This window comes from Spirosoma humi, assembly GCF_054776575.1.
Map to the genome: position 1 here is coordinate 163472 of NZ_BAAHBR010000005.1, position 15265 is coordinate 178736.

The window sequence follows — 15265 nt, forward strand, 5'->3', positions numbered from 1 at the left end:
GGTTATCAACTAGTGGCCAGTTGTATTGGGGAGGGCATGCCAAATCCTTCGCGCAGGGCAACCCGAGCCGCATGATAACCGCACATGCCATGTACGCCACCACCGGGTGGGGTGGAAGACGAACAGATAAATAGGCCCGGTGCCGACGTTTTGTAGGGCGATAAACTAACAACAGGGCGCGTATATAACTGGCCGATATCGATGATCCCCCCGTTGATATCGCCCCCGATGTAGTTCGGGTTATAGCGCTCCATCTGAGCCGTATTCATCGTATGCCGATCCAGAATCCGGTCCCGAAAACCGGGGGCAAACCGTTCTACCTGTTGTTCAATAATCTGGGTTCTATCCAGCGTTGACCCGTTTGGGACATGACAATAGGCCCAGGCTGTCTGTTTGCCGTCGGGGCTTCGGCTGGGATCGAACAGGCTTTGTTGCGCCAGCAAGACGTAGGGTTTGTCGGGATGTTTACCCGCTGACGTGGCCTGTTCCGCATCGGCGATTTCTTCGAACGTACCGCCAAGATGAACCGTCCCGGCCTGTCGGCATTCGGGGGCTGTGAACGGAATGGGCCCATCCAGCGCCCAGTCAATTTTGAAAACGCCCATACCGTAGCGGTAGTGCGCCAACTGGCTGCGGTAAAGGGATGAAAAGCGCTCTCCGGCGATGCTGAGCAGTTGCCGGGGTGTAACGTCGAACAGGACGACCCGTGTGGCCGGAATATCGCTAAGCGACTGGACTAATCGCCCCGTTTCAATTTTTCCGCCGATGGATCGGAAATAGGACGCCAACGCATTGGCTATGGTTTGGGAACCACCTTTGGGAATAGGCCAGTCGTAGAGGTGGCCGGCGGTCATCAGTACCAGCGCGATAGCCGAGGTGGTCAGGTTGCTCAGGGGCTGAATAGAATGAGCGGCCATACCTCCGAAAAGCCCCCGCGCTTCTTTCGTCTTGAACCGTTTCACTAGCTGCGTGCTGGGTAAAAGGGCATCCAGTCCAAAACTAGCCATGTTGATCGGATGCTTCGGGAAACGCAGCGGCCCCAGAATATCGGGAGCCATGGTCGGCCAGTCACGAACGATCGGTTCCAGTAGGTTTCGATAGGCCTGTTCATCGACACCCAGCGATTGAGCCGTCTCGATGAGGGAGCGTCGGAGGGCTGCGGCAGTGCCCCCATCGAACGGATGAGCCGCTGCAATGGGTGGATTGATAAACTCAAGTCCATGCTCGGCGAGGGGCAGGGTCCGGAAAAACGGTGAACCAATGGCCATTGGATGAATGGCCGAACAAATGTCGTGCACAAAGCCGGGTTGGGTTAGCTCGGCCGAGCGAAGCCCCCCGCCAATTGTGTCTTTGGCTTCCAGCACCACGACCGACAGGCCAGCGCGTTGCAGGGTGATGGCTGCACTCAGTCCGTTGGGGCCTGAGCCAACAACCACGGCATCATATTCAGGTTTTGCCATGTCGCAGGAGAAGGAATCGAGAGCATAACAGCCGTTACCGGCTTAAGTGTTCCGGCGTAGGCATGATCTATGGTTGCCTTTATCTAATACTCCCCCGCATTCAGGGTACTTTTCGACAGAGCATAGGGACGATCAATCCGGTCCAGTACCACATAGATGGCTTCTTTATGCTCGTTGGTACCCGTCAGCACAACGTGCGACCCGTCAGTTGTCTGGTAGTTGAGAATCATGCGTTTACGAGAGCCGTCTTCCTGCCGGGCTTCAGATCTTATGCCTTTGGTACGGCGGGTACTGCGGGCAATAGACGCAATTTTTGGATCTTCCGGGCCAATATTGGCCAGCGCTGAAGCGGGAATCCACTGATCATCAGCATTGGTCCGTTTACTTTTTTTGGTTGATGCCTTTTTTGAGGCTCCCTCTTCACTCTCTCCACCTTCGCCCCGCCGACCGGTGGCGGGGCGGTATTTATCCTGCAAATACAGCACATGGTTGACCGGATCGGCATCGTAGTAAAACACTCGCTGACCACCGGCCACACCTGTTAATTCAAACGTTCGGTTGATGTCGCGCATGGGTGAGCCGCCCCCGTTGGAAAGGTCAAGTGGGACGGCTCGATTCACCTTGAACGTCAGTGTCGACCAGTTTTCGAAAGTCGCTTCCTGCCACCGAACGGAGTCTACGGGCGAATAGGGAATTTCCTGGTTATTGATCCTGAATTCGGTTACGGCATAGTTGCCCCGAAGTTCCCGGACGCCTTTCTGAGCGGGCTGTTTATACGGATCGTACCGGAAGTTAACGTATTGAATCCAGAAGAGAAGAACCAGAAAAATGCCGATGGTTGCGGTTTTCAAGCCGATGCGGGCGCCCTGTTGCCAACCTGTAAACGAAGGGTAATAATGAACCGGGATGGTAGGCTGTTCCCGAATCAGGAGGGTGTACAAGTCCCGGATGTAATACACGAGCAGAAAGCCGGACAGCACCACGAAATAGGAGCTGTATCCGTGCACGCCACCATCGTAGGCCAGGTTGACATAGACAATATCGGCCAGGGCACCGAATAGCAGAACAGCACCCCAAAAGGTAGTTGCCCGGAAAAATAAAAACGCACCGGCCAGCACTTCCACCACGCCCGTAAACACTTCATACCAGGGTACTATACCGATGGACAGCCAGTAGATTTTCTGAGCGGTAAGATCACCAAAATTGGTATTCAGCAACCCGAGCGACGGATAAGGCAACTGCGTGGGTAGTAGTTTGGTGAAGCCAAAACCAATAATGCCGATACCCGCCCGGTAGCGGACAACCACCCGAAGCCAGTAGTAGAGCCAGTTATAATCGCGCGGCTCTGTTCGCCGAAGCGCTACCACGGCGGTCCAGATCAGGCCCACTACGGCAGACACCAGTAGGATGAAAACCCACTCCCCGTATCCCATCCACGCAGGCCACCAGCTTACCCGGCCCAGTATGTTTGGCTGAAAACGGGCTACGTCATACAGATCGCGGTAGTGCAGATGCAGCCAGTCGAGCGAGGCTACGTTTTTATACCAGCTCGCACTGGTTGGTATGGACATCACAATGAAGAAAACAAACGCAATGCGGAAGGCAATCTTCTGGCTGCGTGTCCAGGCTGGGTAGTTATCCGTTTGTGGATCGATCAGGGGCGGCTGTTTAGCTGAAAATAGCCGGTCTGCGCTTTGGGGGGCGGTTAGCTCTTCGGGCGAAACCAGGCCTAAGTCCAACCGTTCGGGATTGATATTCGGGAGTGCCATTGTTTTGCGTAATTAGAGAGTAAGGGTTCCCCGGCGACCGGCTTTGGCAGCCTCGTTCAGCAGGTATTTTTTGTTGAGTTTATTCAGGACTACGTATACCGAATCACGGGTTTCGGTGAGCCCCGATAAGACAAGTTGATTGGGAGCCTGCTGATACCGGAGCGTCAGCGTTTCGTTCGGGTAATTCGGGTTGCGATTCCTAAGCGTCAGTACGTGTTTGGCCGCGTCGATCTGATAGCTGTAATAGTGACGGCCCGTTGTGCCCGCCTGCTCGTAGGTTCGATGGGCATCATCGATTTGAATCTGCTCCGTGTTCGACCGATCTGCGATAACCGGCCGGTTCGACTTGATACTAATCGTGTTCCAGGTTTCGAACACAACATCCTGCCAACGCACCGAATCCGTTCGGGAATAGGGGAGAGTTTCGCCAGCGAGTGTAAACGTCTGTACATCGTATACGCCCGCGGCTCCGGGCAACCCCGGCGTTTTTGGGAACTGATATGGACCGGTTTTATACGCTGCGTAGGTCTTATACCCGTAAAAGAATACAGCAAAAAAAACGAAACTACCCTTGAGAACCAGCCGACCATAGCGTTGCCAGGTTTCGGCGAATACGGGTTTAAACCGATTGGGTAGGGCGAGTTTTTCCAGTGAAACCAGGCGAAAAAGTCGAATTGCGTCGAAAGAAAACAACAGCAACGCAAACGTAATGAGCAGTAAACTATAAACATACTCACCCCCCTCGTAGGCCAGGTTGGACACAAAAACGTTACCCAGAAATGGAAGAATAATCAGTGTGCCAATACTGGTTGTCTTGCGGTTAAGCAGCAGCAGGCCCCCCAGAATTTCGACAATGCCCAGAAAGGATTCATACGAAGGCGTAATGCCCAGACTTAGCGAGAAAAGTTTCCAGGCCGTAAATTCCCCATAAGGCGTGTTGAGGTTGCTCAGGGATGGAAGCGGGGCCTGCATGGGGAAGAGTTTGATAAACCCATAAGCGAGGATGGCCACCGCCAGTCGATACCGGACAACCACCCGAAGCCAGTAATACAGTTGGTCATAAGCAAGCCGTTTCTGATCCCGAATGGTCCAGATTATGGTGCCCACCAGCGCGATCAGGGCGACAACGGCCCAGTTAACGAATGTATCGGCTGGGCCAAAAAAATGGGGAGCGTATCTGGCCAGATTGAATAGATCGCGGTAGTAGTAAGCTCCCCAATCAATGGACAACAGGTTTCGGTAAAACTGCCAGTCGAGCGGAATTGCCTGAAGCAGGAAATAGATAAAGACGAAGCGAAAGGCTATTTTCTCTCCCTTGCCCCAGGTTTGCGCTGATTCAACTGATTTGGCCGTTGATACTGTCATAATGATTAAATTCTATGGAATATATAGTGTAGTAAATTCTATCCTGGCTTATAAGGCGATCGAGTACCCCTAGTCCCTGGAGAGGAGCATACTGGACTCGGATTGCTCCTCCTCAGGGACTAGGGATAGGCTGTACGGTTCAGGAATCTACAGAAATACGCCGGGCCAAGAACAAACGAGCCCGTCTACTTCGCGGGCTCGTTGGGCCGTTGTGGTTGCGCGCTGATTACTTTACGTTCTTTCAAATCAAATTTCTGCCCCTTGCCCAGGAAGTAAAACGGACCTCCGCTACTGTTCTGGCCCGATGGATATTTGGTGCTACTGGCAATCTGTCCGGCTTCGTAGATGCCCACGTAGGAATTGCCAATCACGTCGAAGGTATTTTGCTGGACGACAATAGCGGTGCCCTCATCAATGGCAATGCCCAGTAGTTCGGGTCGTGCTTTGATCACCTCAATAAGATCGAATTGACGATTCCGCCGTAGAAAGTGCTGGTCGATGGTTACGTTATGAATGAAATCCAGCCCCTGGGTGTGGTCACCGATCATGATCGAGTTGCCTTTCGTGTCGCCCCGCACCATAAAGGAGCCCAGAATGGTCGCACCCGCTGATGTGCCACCAATCACTCCGCCCCGGCTCAGTACGGCATTGAACTCCTTATGGGCCAGCGTATTCAGGTACGAGTCCGCCAGCCGCCAGTGACGACCACCCACAAACCAGATACCGGTGGCTTTGCGTAGCGGAGCGACGAACGACTCCTGATTGGCAACTTTCGGGTCGCGGGTGTGCAGGACAGTAATGTCTTTAACACCCAGACTAAGCAGTTTTTCCTTTTCGCGCGGAATGCCATTGGCCGATGAATCTTCGCCCGCCGTTGGGATAATAACGATGCTGGCTTTGGCAGGTCCACCCGCCAGTTCAACGAACCGATTCCAGAGTTCGGGGCCCATGCTGCCCCCACCCACAATAACGAGTGCCCCTTTTTCAGGGCCTACGGTCTGGCTTGTTTGGGCCAAAAGCTTCCCGGCGAGTAGGGTCAGAATGAGAAGAGGTACAATGAATTGCTTTTTCATGTCAGGAGTTATTTGTAGACACCAATTTAATACCCTTGATTCTGCTTTAATGCTTTATCGGCCAGAATTTCGCTGTTCGGAATTGGCAGCACGTATTTACTGGCATCGGTAATGCCCAGTACGGTTGCCACCCGACCCGTGCGAATCAGATTGAACCAGCGGTCGGCTTCAAATGGAAACTCGACCTGCCGTTCCGTTTCAATGGCCAGCAACAGAGCTTCTTTCGTGTCGGCCTGCGATGCGGGGACGGCTGCCCGATCCCGAACGGCGTTCAGATCGGCCAGCGCAGCCGCTGTTTTGCCGAGCTGCGCCCGTGCCTCGGCCCGAATCAGATACAGTTCAGCAATGCGAATGACATAAGCCGGATCGGTACCGAGCGGAGTGCGGTAGTATAGCTTGCCATACCATAAGTTGCCCGGCGGACTCGTCTGGGCAATCAATTCTTTTCGATTCCCGCCCACATTGGGGTCATTGAGCAGCGCCACGAGTTTGTCGTTGGGCGCCCACTCCCGGCGGCCGCTGAGGGCTGGCGGCAGCCACCAGTTGTAATGGCCATTTTTAAACGAGTTGCTGTAGGCGATCTCAAAGACCGATTCTGGCGTGGCTACGGCGTTGTTCGCGAAAAAAGCACTGTACGGTTTGGCCAGTTTGTAATTTGTATCATCAATGAGTTTGCTGGCGTAGGTTTCGGCCTGATCCCATTCCTGACGGTACAAATGGTAGCGTGCCCGCAGCGCCCAGACGGTTTTTCGAGTAACCTTGTTTCGGTTGGTCGTGGCGCTCAGTAAAGGCTCGGCCGCTGTCAAGTCTTTGAGCACCTGTGCATACGTGTCATCGACACTGCCGCGGGTGATACCTGTATTGTCGGATGACGTACGGGTTGCTTTCAAAATCACCTGCACACCACCCCAGCCCCGGACCAGGTCGAAATAAGACAAAGCCCGTAAGGCGTAGGCTTCTCCCTGAATCTGATTTTTCCGGTCGGTGGTCAGGACAGGGTCTGTTAGGGTCGGCACGGTTTCCAGCAGGTAATTGGCCTGAAGAATGGTTCGATAAATAGCCGACCAGGCCGAACCAACATAGCCATTGTCGGCGGTCAACTTGCGGGACGTGATCTCCTGGGGCGCACCCTGTGAACCTGTCCATTGAATATCGCCACCCGACAGATAGGCCAGCGACTGAAAGTTGGAGCCATAATAGCCATCGTTACCCAGGCGGTTGTATAAACCATTCAACGCTGCCTCGGCCGTGCTGGCATTGGTAATGGCCTGTGATTCATCGACCTGTAATTCAGGCTGCACATCTAAAAAGGATTGGCAGCCCGTTAGCAGAAGAAAAAAGGGAACTAGCTTGAATTTGATTTTCATGGTGAATGAGCGCTAACGAATCAAAGTGTCAGATTAAGGCCAAACTGGGCCGTCCGGGGTTGCGGGGGCGTCCCCAAATCAAATCCCTGGGTGGTTGGGTCGGCCGTTACGTTAACTTCGGGATCGGGTCCCTGATACTTGCTTAACAGCCATAGGTTCGAGCCGCTATAATAAACCCGGGCCGAGGAAATGCCCACGCGCCGAAGCACCGATTTTGGGATTGTGTAACCAAGAACCAGCGAGTTCAGCCGCAGGAACGAGCCATCCTCCACGAAGCGGCTGATTGGGCTGAGGTTGTAGTTATTGCCAATCGTGGTGACCCGTGGTACATCCGTAATATCGCCTTCTTTCTGCCATCGGGTCAACTGATTCTTGTTAATAGCCCGCCGGTCGTCCCGTGTACCGCCCGATTCATGGAAGAAGCGGTTGTTGTTGAAGACCTTGTTTCCATAGGTGAAATTGAAGAAGACGGACAGGTCAAAGCCTTTGTAAGCGAAGGTGTTATTCAGGCCACCGAAAAATTTAGGTAGTGCCGTGCCGTAGAACTGCTTGTCGGCCACGGTGATCTTCCCGTCTTTATTGACATCGTCATAGACGGCATCGCCTGTTTTGGGATCGACGTAAAGCTGTTTGTATACGTAGAACGAGTGGAATGACTGGCCCTGCGCCATTCGCTCGGCTGCGTAGCTGGCATCGACGGGAATGGATAATTTCTCGATCCGGTTAACGTTGCCAGCGATGTTGAAGCTGGTATTCCATTGGAAGCCCGCTTTGTTGATGTTTTGGGAGTTGATGGCAAACTCAAGCCCCCGGTTGCTTATTTCGCCGTCGTTCCGGTAAATACTGGCAAAGCCCGAGCTTTGGGCAAGCGGCACCTGCAGAAGCAGATCGTAGGTGTATTTCGAGTAGGCGTTGAGTTCCACGCCAATGCGGTTGTTCCATAACCCCAGGTTAAGGCCGATGTTGCTTTGTCGGGTGGTTTCCCACTTCAGGTCAGGATTGGCCAGTTGCACAGGCGTCGTTCCGGGATTATCCAGGTAGTTGTTGCCACCGCCCCACAAACCCCGCGACGCGTAGTTGCCGATCCCATTCTGGTTCCCCGTCCAGCCCACGCTGGCCCGGATTTTTAAGTCGCTGACGAAATTAACATCGCGTAAGAAATTCTCCTGCTTGAGCTGCCAGGCAACCCCGGCCGATGGAAAATAACCCCACTGGTGCCCCCTGGCGAATTTTGACGACGCATCGGCCCGGAGGCTGGCTTCAACGAAGTACTTCTTCGCAAAATTGTAATCGACCCGACCAAAGTAGGAAACCAGATTGTACTGGTTGCGATTCGACGATGCCGTTGTTACCGACGCCGATGCAATCTGTTTGAAGGCGTCCGACGGGAAATTGGTGCCCTGCGCCAGTGTCTGAGTAGACACGTTACCCTGTAACGTATTACCTACTAAGGCGCCAAAATTGTGCTGGGCACCCATGCTTGTTCGGTAAGATAACGTCTGCTCATTAATCCAGATCGTGTTTTTGCTGACACTCGATGTAGCCAGTCCTTTGCTGGCGCTTCCCCGGTTGGTGAGCGTGTTCCAGTATTCGTATTCGTCGTAGTTGTTGTAGTCGATGCTCCAGCTACTGCGCAGTTTCAGTCCGGGGACGATGTCATATTCGCCGTAGATATTGCCAATGTAGCGAGTGCTGGTCGAATGCATATCGGTGTTATTGATCAGCACATCCAGGTTGTCGAAACCAGCCCATTTTGCATACGTACCGTCGGTGTTGAACTTAGGCAAATACGTTGGCGTATGCAGCGCGGCCTGTAAAATGCCGCCCTGTGGGCCATCGCCAACGCGGGCGTTGGTGCGGTTGGATTGTGAGAAAATGTTGCTCGTGCCGATGCGGATTTTATCGGTAATGTCCTGGTCCAGATTGATTTTGAAGCTCGCCCGGGCAAAGTCATTGGTACGCAGCGTTGCCTGTTGACTGGTGTAGCCGCCACCCAGGTAGAAACGGGTTTGTTTCGTGCCGCCTGATACGGCCAGATCGTAATTTCGCAGGGCACCCGTCCGGAAAATATCACTCAGCCGATCGTAAGTTGGCTGGTCTTCTGGCAAGCCGCGCCCCCCTTCCGAAACGGGACGGAAGGGCCGGGTAGAAGCGGGTTTGCCATCGTTTATCCAGGCTTCGTTGATGATCGTCGCGTGTTCGGGGCCCGTAACCAGATCCCAGAGTTTGGGCGCCCAAGCCTGTCCGACCGATGCGTTCAGGCTAACTTTCGTTTTACTGTTATAAGCACCCCGTTTGGTCGTGATCAGGACAACCCCATTGGCGGCCCGTGCTCCATAAATAGCGGTTGCTTCGGCATCTTTCAGAATCGAAATGGATTCAATGTCGGCAGGGTTAATGTCGGCCAGCGGGTTGTTGGCCTGGCCCTGGGTGGTGATTTTCTGGAGCGACTGATTATTTACAAACACACCATCGACCACGTAGAGCGGATCGTTACTGGCGTTGATGGATGTGGTGCCCCGGATGCGGAAGAAAATACCATCGCCCGGCACGCCCGTGTTAGCGGCTACCTGAACACCAGCCGCCCGACCCTGCAACTGTTGATCGAAGCTGGCAACCGGGCGGTTCTTGATTTCGTCTGCGTTGACTTGTGTAACCGAACCGACCAGATTTTTGCGGTCCTGTGTGCCGTACCCCACTACCACCACTTCATTGAGTTGCGAGGCAGATTCCCGTAGGGAAATATCGAGGGTTGTTTTTGAGCCAACTTTAACCTGGGTCGTTTGGTAGCCGATGGCCGAGATGACAAGCTCATCGCCCGAGCGAGCGTCCAGGCTGAAAAGACCGTTTGCGTCTGTTGTGGCCCCTTTTGTCTGATTTTTTAATACCACGTTTGCACCCGGCAGTGGCTCGCCATTATCGGTTCGAACGGTACCCGATAGTCGTGTTGCGGTTGACTGTGCCAGCAATCCTCCGCAGGCGAGTAGCCAGACTACTCCCGCAAATAAAAGTTTTTGCATTACTTTGTCTTGGTTATGTGAAAAATGAGGCCAGTCCGACGCTTCGGATGTCTAAGCCTTATTGTTAGCCAGCCGGAACGGTTGCCGCCGTTTCGGCTTTTTTATGAGCAAGCCAATCAGTTGCCGCTGATTAACCCGCTGGTAACCGAAAAAGGATATACTAGATTTCCTGCACACTCACCATACCCCGTACGGAGCGCAAGCGCTGAACCAGAGAACCGTCGCGTCGATGTTTTTCCTGCATCTGAACCGTTAGTAAACCACTGGCCTGTATACCATCACCTTCGAAGGATAAGGCCTGAATGATGTAGCCGCCATCCTGAGGCACTGTATTCGCAATATCACTGACGAAGTTCAATCGGTCGAAACCCGCAATCTGGTACGTCACGTGCGCAACAAGACCTTGAAAATCGGGCCGGGAAGAAATAAGTGAAGTGTGCATAGTTGATTTGCTGATGGAATGAGAAGGTTCATTTTATGTTTATGTATTCTATTGACTAAGTAGGGTAATTTTCTCTTTACTGTATCCTGCTGTGATTACGGGTAGGCACTTGAGTCAGTGGAAACGAACGAGTCCGTCAACTAAACGGGTACTCAATCAGGATGCAGGGCGGAGTTGAACCTACCTGCAACAGCAGAAAGGCATGGGCATTCGGCACATCGCTGAATTCCGGAAAGGAGAAGCGGTGATGGTTGAAACGAAGTGTGCCGGTTGGTGTAACGTAATCATGTCAATCGAACGGGTAAAGCGAGTAAAGCTAGGGGAGCTTTGTTAGCTGCTGAGCAAAGGTGACTAGCGTATTTTGTTTTTCCAAAATAAATGTAAAAAAATGATTATCAGACTTTTACCTAATACTCTATCGAGATATACGGTTATTGATGGCCACATGCTGAGTTATTAATGTATCTGCTCAACGCGAGTAAGCACGTCAGGGGATGCTCTAAGTTTTACAGTTTGAGGCTATTAAATAAGGTTCGCCTGGTTCAGACAAGAGTAATTCTTACCATAATTTTTGTTTGTGCATTGCTACTATTTTCGGGCTACCTGTGCCCGGATTCGGCTTAACGATGGTCCTTTTATTCCCAGATAGGATGAGATATGACTCAGCGAAACGCGGTTAAGAAGGTCCGGATGATTATTGAGTAAGTCAACGTAGCGTTCTTCGGCAGTTTGAGTCAGCAGACTCTCGGATCGAAGTTGATTCATTAAAAAAAACTGCTCCGCCAACAGGCGACCAAAGCGTTCCCAGCCGTGCGAACGGTCGTACAGTTGCTGCAGGTGATCATACTGCATGACCATCAGTTCCGATGTTTCCAGCGCTTCTATTATGTAAGGACAAGTGGTTCGGGTGAGCAAACTTTTCAAGGAAGTAATAAACATATTCTCGGCAGCGAAGTAGAGATTATGTTCCAATTCTGTTTTCGGATCTACATAATAGATTCGGAAGATGCCCCTGACGATAAAGCCGATATGCCGACAGAGCGAATTAGGTACGTTAAAAAATTCATGCCGACTGACGGTTTTGGCTTGCCAGAATTCATAAGACAAGTCAATATCCGCATCCGAAAGCTGGGCGAACTGGTGTAACTGTTGCTGTAATATAGCGTGCTGTGGTGATGTCATTGGTTGGGTTCGAAACGGCGATTCTATTTTCTGACTACCGATCACTTTTTAACATAGGTGAAAAATTGGTAGAATTGTACTGCTTACTTTTGACCCAACAAAACGAAATAACAAACAAAGTCAATTGGTAAAATTATGAAAATTACCCGCAATGCACAGGCTCATTGGGCCGGAACTGGTAAGGATGGTCAGGGCACCGTTACGACGGCCAGTACCGTTTTAAACAAAACACAATACTCGTATAAAACCCGTTTTGAGGATGGCGTAGGAACCAACCCGGAAGAGTTAGTGGCAGCGGCTCACGCTGGCTGTTTTGCCATGCAACTGGCGTTCAACATTCAGCAGGCTGGCTTTGCCGCCGATTCGCTGGATGTAAGCTGCGCGATCACCCTCGAAGATGGTGGAATCACGAGTTCCGTATTGACACTCAAAGCGGCTGTACCGGGTCTTGAGAAGGCTAAGTTTGATGAACTCGTCGATCATGCCGAGCACAACTGCCCAATCTCGAAATTATTCAATACGACAATCAAAGTAGACGCTACGTTGGCGTAAGACTTAATTTATTCAGTGAGGCATATATGAAAAATGACCAGCTCTTTCGGGCTGGTCATTTTCTTAATTTATCTTCAACACGGCCATAAAGGCTTCCTGGGGTATCTCTACGTTGCCCACCTGGCGCATTCGCTTCTTCCCTTTTTTCTGTTTGTCGAGCAGTTTACGCTTCCGGGAAATATCACCGCCATAACACTTGGCCAATACGTCTTTGCGCAGGGCACTCAGGGTTTCACGGGCAATGATCTTCTGGCCGATGGCGGCCTGAATCGCAATTTCAAACTGTTGGCGGGGAATCAACTCGCGGAGCTTTTCGCATAATTTCTTACCCCACTCGTATGACTTCGAGCGGTGAACAATGGCAGAAAGAGCATCGACCTTATCGCCATTGAGCATTACGTCGAGTTTCACCATGTCCGACTCGCGGTTGTCCATAAACTCGTAGTCGAGGGAGGCATACCCGCGGGAGATCGTCTTGAGCTTATCGAAAAAGTCGAACACGACTTCGGCGAGCGGCATTTCGAATTGAAGCTCAACCCGGTCGGCAGTCAGGTATACCTGGTTTTTAAGCAAGCTCCGTTTATCCATGCAGAGCCCCATAATTCCACCTACGTATTCAGCTTTGGTAATGATCTGCGCCCGGATAAACGGTTCTTCAATATAATCGATCTGGTTCGGATCGGGCATATCGGCGGGGGCCGATACCTGAAGTTCTTCACCTTTGGTGGTCATGACTTCAAAACGCACCGAGGGCACGGTCGTGATCACGGTCATGTCGAATTCGCGTTCCAGGCGCTCCTGCACAATTTCCATATGGAGCATACCCAGGAAGCCACACCGGAAACCAAAACCCAGGGCTGCTGACGTTTCGGGTTCCCATACGAGGGCGGCATCATTGAGCTGCAGTTTCTCCATGGCATCGCGTAAGTCTTCGAATTCGCTGGTTTCTACCGGGTAAATACCGGCGAAGACCATCGGTTTCACTTCTGAGAATCCTTGAATAGCCACCGTAGCGGGGTTGTCGATCGTCGTAACGGTATCGCCAACTTTTACTTCTTTGGCCACTTTGATCCCCGAAATCAAATACCCTACATCGCCACACTCGATCACGTCTTTGGGTTCCTGGCTCAATCGGAGCGTCCCGATTTCATCGGCGGTGTATTCCTTACCGGTGTTCATGAACTTCACCTTATCACCTTTGCGAATACGACCGTTCTTAACCCGGAAAATAACTTCGATACCCCGGTAGGAGTTGAAGTGCGAATCGAAAATCAGCGCCTGCAACGGGCCCGCCGGTTCGCCTTGCGGGGCCGGGATTCGTTCGACAATGGCGGCCAGAATTTCCGGAACGCCAATACCTTCTTTACCCGATGCCGGAATAATGTCGTCCCGCTCGCAACCCAGCAGATCCACCATTTCATCCTTAATTTCTTCGGGCCTGGCACCCGGCAGGTCGATCTTGTTCAGGACGGGGATAATAACCAGATCGTTATTCAGGGCCAGGTATAAATTCGAGATCGTCTGAGCTTCTGTTCCCTGCGATGCATCGACCAACAACAACGCGCCTTCGCAAGCGGCAATGGAGCGCGATACCTCGTAGCTAAAATCGACGTGGCCCGGCGTATCGATCAGGTTCAGGGTATAGGTTTCCCCTTTGTGTACGTAGTCCATCTGGATGGCGTGGCTTTTGATCGTGATGCCGCGCTCACGCTCCAGATCCATATCATCCAGCAACTGGGCCTGCATATCGCGGGAGCCAACTGTTTTGGTGAATTCTAATAAACGGTCGGCCAGGGTACTCTTACCGTGATCAATGTGGGCGATAATGCAAAAATTACGAATATGTTTCACGTTGGAATATCGGATCGTCCTTACGACGGGGAGTCTATCTTAAATAAATGGCAAAAATACGCAAAAAACTCCGCGTTCAAGCTAAGTATGGGCGGGGTGAGTACGACAAGTTTGTGGTAAGGCCTCAGCAAAGAGGGGCAATGGAGCTTTTTTCCGAACAGGGCTTCCGGATTGACGGGAATGTCGAGCTAGTATCCCGGCCGGCCAGCCAGGTGTTTGTTGTGGAAGGGACATAAAAAAACAAACGCCGGACTCATCGGGGAGCCGGCGTGTTCAATTACACTTCATCAACAAACTAAAATCGTTACCCGCTGAAGCGGAAACTTGCTGTAGGAGGGGGACTCGAACCGCCCACGGTGCAGTTAGCTACAGTACAACTCTGGTGGTCAACCCCAGTCGCCCTTGCGGGCGGCATTATGCTGCGTTTATCCTTTATCACCACCCCCGAGACAGGAGGGCACGTCTGCCAATTTCGACATCCTACAGTGTGAGGAAAAGAATCAAGAAGACCGGCGTGTGACCCCGCTCGATCAACTTGACAATACAAAGATAAGGTATATGGCCCTTTCGTTGCAAATTTTATATAAAAATTTCCTAAAATTTATAAGCAGTTCAAAAAAAAGCTAATTTTGTTAGCACTCATCAAAAAATGCGCCGAAATGACGGAGAAAAATTTAGAAATTGATAATACTGATCTGAAAATACTGAGTTTACTGATGCAGGACGCCAATATGGCTTATACTGAAATAGGAAAACGTATTTTCGTATCGGGCGGTACGGTTCATGTTCGGATGAACAAATTAAAGCAGATGGGTATCGTGCGGGGGTCGCAGCTGGTTATTGATCACGCGAAGCTCGGTTGGGATATCAGTGCTTTCCTGGGCATTTACCTGGACAAGAGTTCTTTATACGAGGAGGTTTCCCGGCAGCTGGAAAAAATTCCGGAGGTTGTCAACGTCCACTACACAACCGGTATCTACAGCATCTTTGCCAAAATTGTTTGCCGGGACACCCAACACCTGCGGGAAGTGCTACACGATAAAATTCAGAAAGTAAGTGGCATTCAGCGCACTGAAACTTTCATCTCGCTCGAAGAGAGCGTAAACCGGCCTATTCCTTTTTCGGAAAACAGTCTATAGTTTTTGGATCGATGGACGAGATCAACCAACGACATCGCTTCCTGC

11 protein-coding genes are annotated in these 15265 nt (G+C 51.7%); 2 read left to right on the forward strand and 9 right to left on the reverse strand.

Features of this window, described 5'->3' with window-relative positions; all coding sequences use genetic code 11:
• Window positions 1-5 precede the first annotated feature (5 nt).
• The 8 genes from ACYU8Y_RS07625 to ACYU8Y_RS07660 all read right to left on the reverse strand — a co-directional run bounded on the left by ACYU8Y_RS07625 (window position 6) and on the right by ACYU8Y_RS07660 (window position 11678).
• Window positions 6-1460, reverse strand: a complete 1455-nt coding sequence (locus ACYU8Y_RS07625) for a phytoene desaturase family protein (protein WP_460935831.1) — start codon at window positions 1458-1460, stop codon at window positions 6-8.
• Between the two features lie 83 nt (window positions 1461-1543).
• On the reverse strand, window positions 1544-3229 hold the full coding sequence (locus ACYU8Y_RS07630; RefSeq protein ID WP_460935833.1) for a hypothetical protein: 1686 nt from the start codon (window positions 3227-3229) through the stop codon (window positions 1544-1546).
• A gap of 12 nt (window positions 3230-3241) precedes the next feature.
• On the reverse strand, window positions 3242-4594 hold the full coding sequence (locus ACYU8Y_RS07635; protein WP_460935835.1) for a DoxX family protein: 1353 nt from the start codon (window positions 4592-4594) through the stop codon (window positions 3242-3244).
• 185 nt (window positions 4595-4779) lie between these two features.
• Window positions 4780-5667, reverse strand: a complete 888-nt coding sequence (locus ACYU8Y_RS07640) for a cyanophycinase (protein WP_460935837.1) — start codon at window positions 5665-5667, stop codon at window positions 4780-4782.
• A gap of 26 nt (window positions 5668-5693) precedes the next feature.
• The gene (locus tag ACYU8Y_RS07645) at window positions 5694-7034 is read right to left on the reverse strand and encodes a RagB/SusD family nutrient uptake outer membrane protein (RefSeq protein WP_460935839.1); all 1341 of its coding nucleotides are present in this window, start codon (window positions 7032-7034) and stop codon (window positions 5694-5696) included.
• 20 nt (window positions 7035-7054) lie between these two features.
• Window positions 7055-10054: a SusC/RagA family TonB-linked outer membrane protein gene (locus ACYU8Y_RS07650; protein ID WP_460935841.1), complete on the reverse strand. Its 3000-nt coding sequence runs from the start codon at window positions 10052-10054 to the stop codon at window positions 7055-7057.
• 160 nt (window positions 10055-10214) lie between these two features.
• Entirely contained in the window at window positions 10215-10496 is a 282-nt protein-coding gene (locus ACYU8Y_RS07655; protein ID WP_460935843.1) for a hypothetical protein, read from the reverse strand.
• Between the two features lie 588 nt (window positions 10497-11084).
• Window positions 11085-11678, reverse strand: a complete 594-nt coding sequence (locus tag ACYU8Y_RS07660) for a Crp/Fnr family transcriptional regulator (RefSeq protein WP_460935845.1) — start codon at window positions 11676-11678, stop codon at window positions 11085-11087.
• A 135-nt stretch (window positions 11679-11813) separates the two neighbouring features.
• Between ACYU8Y_RS07660 and ACYU8Y_RS07665 the strand changes: the two genes are divergently transcribed.
• A complete protein-coding gene (locus ACYU8Y_RS07665) occupies window positions 11814-12230 on the forward strand; it encodes an OsmC family peroxiredoxin (protein ID WP_460935847.1) in 417 nt (138 codons plus the stop codon).
• A gap of 63 nt (window positions 12231-12293) precedes the next feature.
• Here the strand turns inward: ACYU8Y_RS07665 and lepA are convergent, their stop codons facing one another.
• Window positions 12294-14081, reverse strand: coding sequence for a translation elongation factor 4 (lepA, locus tag ACYU8Y_RS07670; RefSeq protein ID WP_460935849.1), 1788 nt, complete (start codon window positions 14079-14081; stop codon window positions 12294-12296).
• Between the two features lie 659 nt (window positions 14082-14740).
• Here lepA and ACYU8Y_RS07675 point away from each other — a divergent pair.
• A complete protein-coding gene (locus ACYU8Y_RS07675) occupies window positions 14741-15220 on the forward strand; it encodes an Lrp/AsnC ligand binding domain-containing protein (RefSeq protein WP_460936055.1) in 480 nt (159 codons plus the stop codon).
• Window positions 15221-15265: the final 45 nt, after the last annotated feature.

What these genes read in the sequence shown, in the direction of transcription:
- ACYU8Y_RS07625 (WP_460935831.1), bottom strand. Translation starts at nt 1,460, where the DNA reads ATGGCAAAACCTGAATATGATGCCGTGGTTGTTGGCTCAGGCCCCAAC.
- ACYU8Y_RS07630 (WP_460935833.1), bottom strand. Translation starts at nt 3,229, where the DNA reads ATGGCACTCCCGAATATCAATCCCGAACGGTTGGACTTAGGCCTGGTT.
- ACYU8Y_RS07635 (WP_460935835.1), bottom strand. Translation starts at nt 4,594, where the DNA reads ATGACAGTATCAACGGCCAAATCAGTTGAATCAGCGCAAACCTGGGGC.
- ACYU8Y_RS07640 (WP_460935837.1), bottom strand. Translation starts at nt 5,667, where the DNA reads ATGAAAAAGCAATTCATTGTACCTCTTCTCATTCTGACCCTACTCGCC.
- ACYU8Y_RS07645 (WP_460935839.1), bottom strand. Translation starts at nt 7,034, where the DNA reads ATGAAAATCAAATTCAAGCTAGTTCCCTTTTTTCTTCTGCTAACGGGC.
- ACYU8Y_RS07650 (WP_460935841.1), bottom strand. Translation starts at nt 10,054, where the DNA reads ATGCAAAAACTTTTATTTGCGGGAGTAGTCTGGCTACTCGCCTGCGGA.
- ACYU8Y_RS07655 (WP_460935843.1), bottom strand. Translation starts at nt 10,496, where the DNA reads ATGCACACTTCACTTATTTCTTCCCGGCCCGATTTTCAAGGTCTTGTT.
- ACYU8Y_RS07660 (WP_460935845.1), bottom strand. Translation starts at nt 11,678, where the DNA reads ATGACATCACCACAGCACGCTATATTACAGCAACAGTTACACCAGTTC.
- ACYU8Y_RS07665 (WP_460935847.1), top strand. Translation starts at nt 11,814, where the DNA reads ATGAAAATTACCCGCAATGCACAGGCTCATTGGGCCGGAACTGGTAAG.
- ACYU8Y_RS07675 (WP_460936055.1), top strand. Translation starts at nt 14,741, where the DNA reads ATGACGGAGAAAAATTTAGAAATTGATAATACTGATCTGAAAATACTG.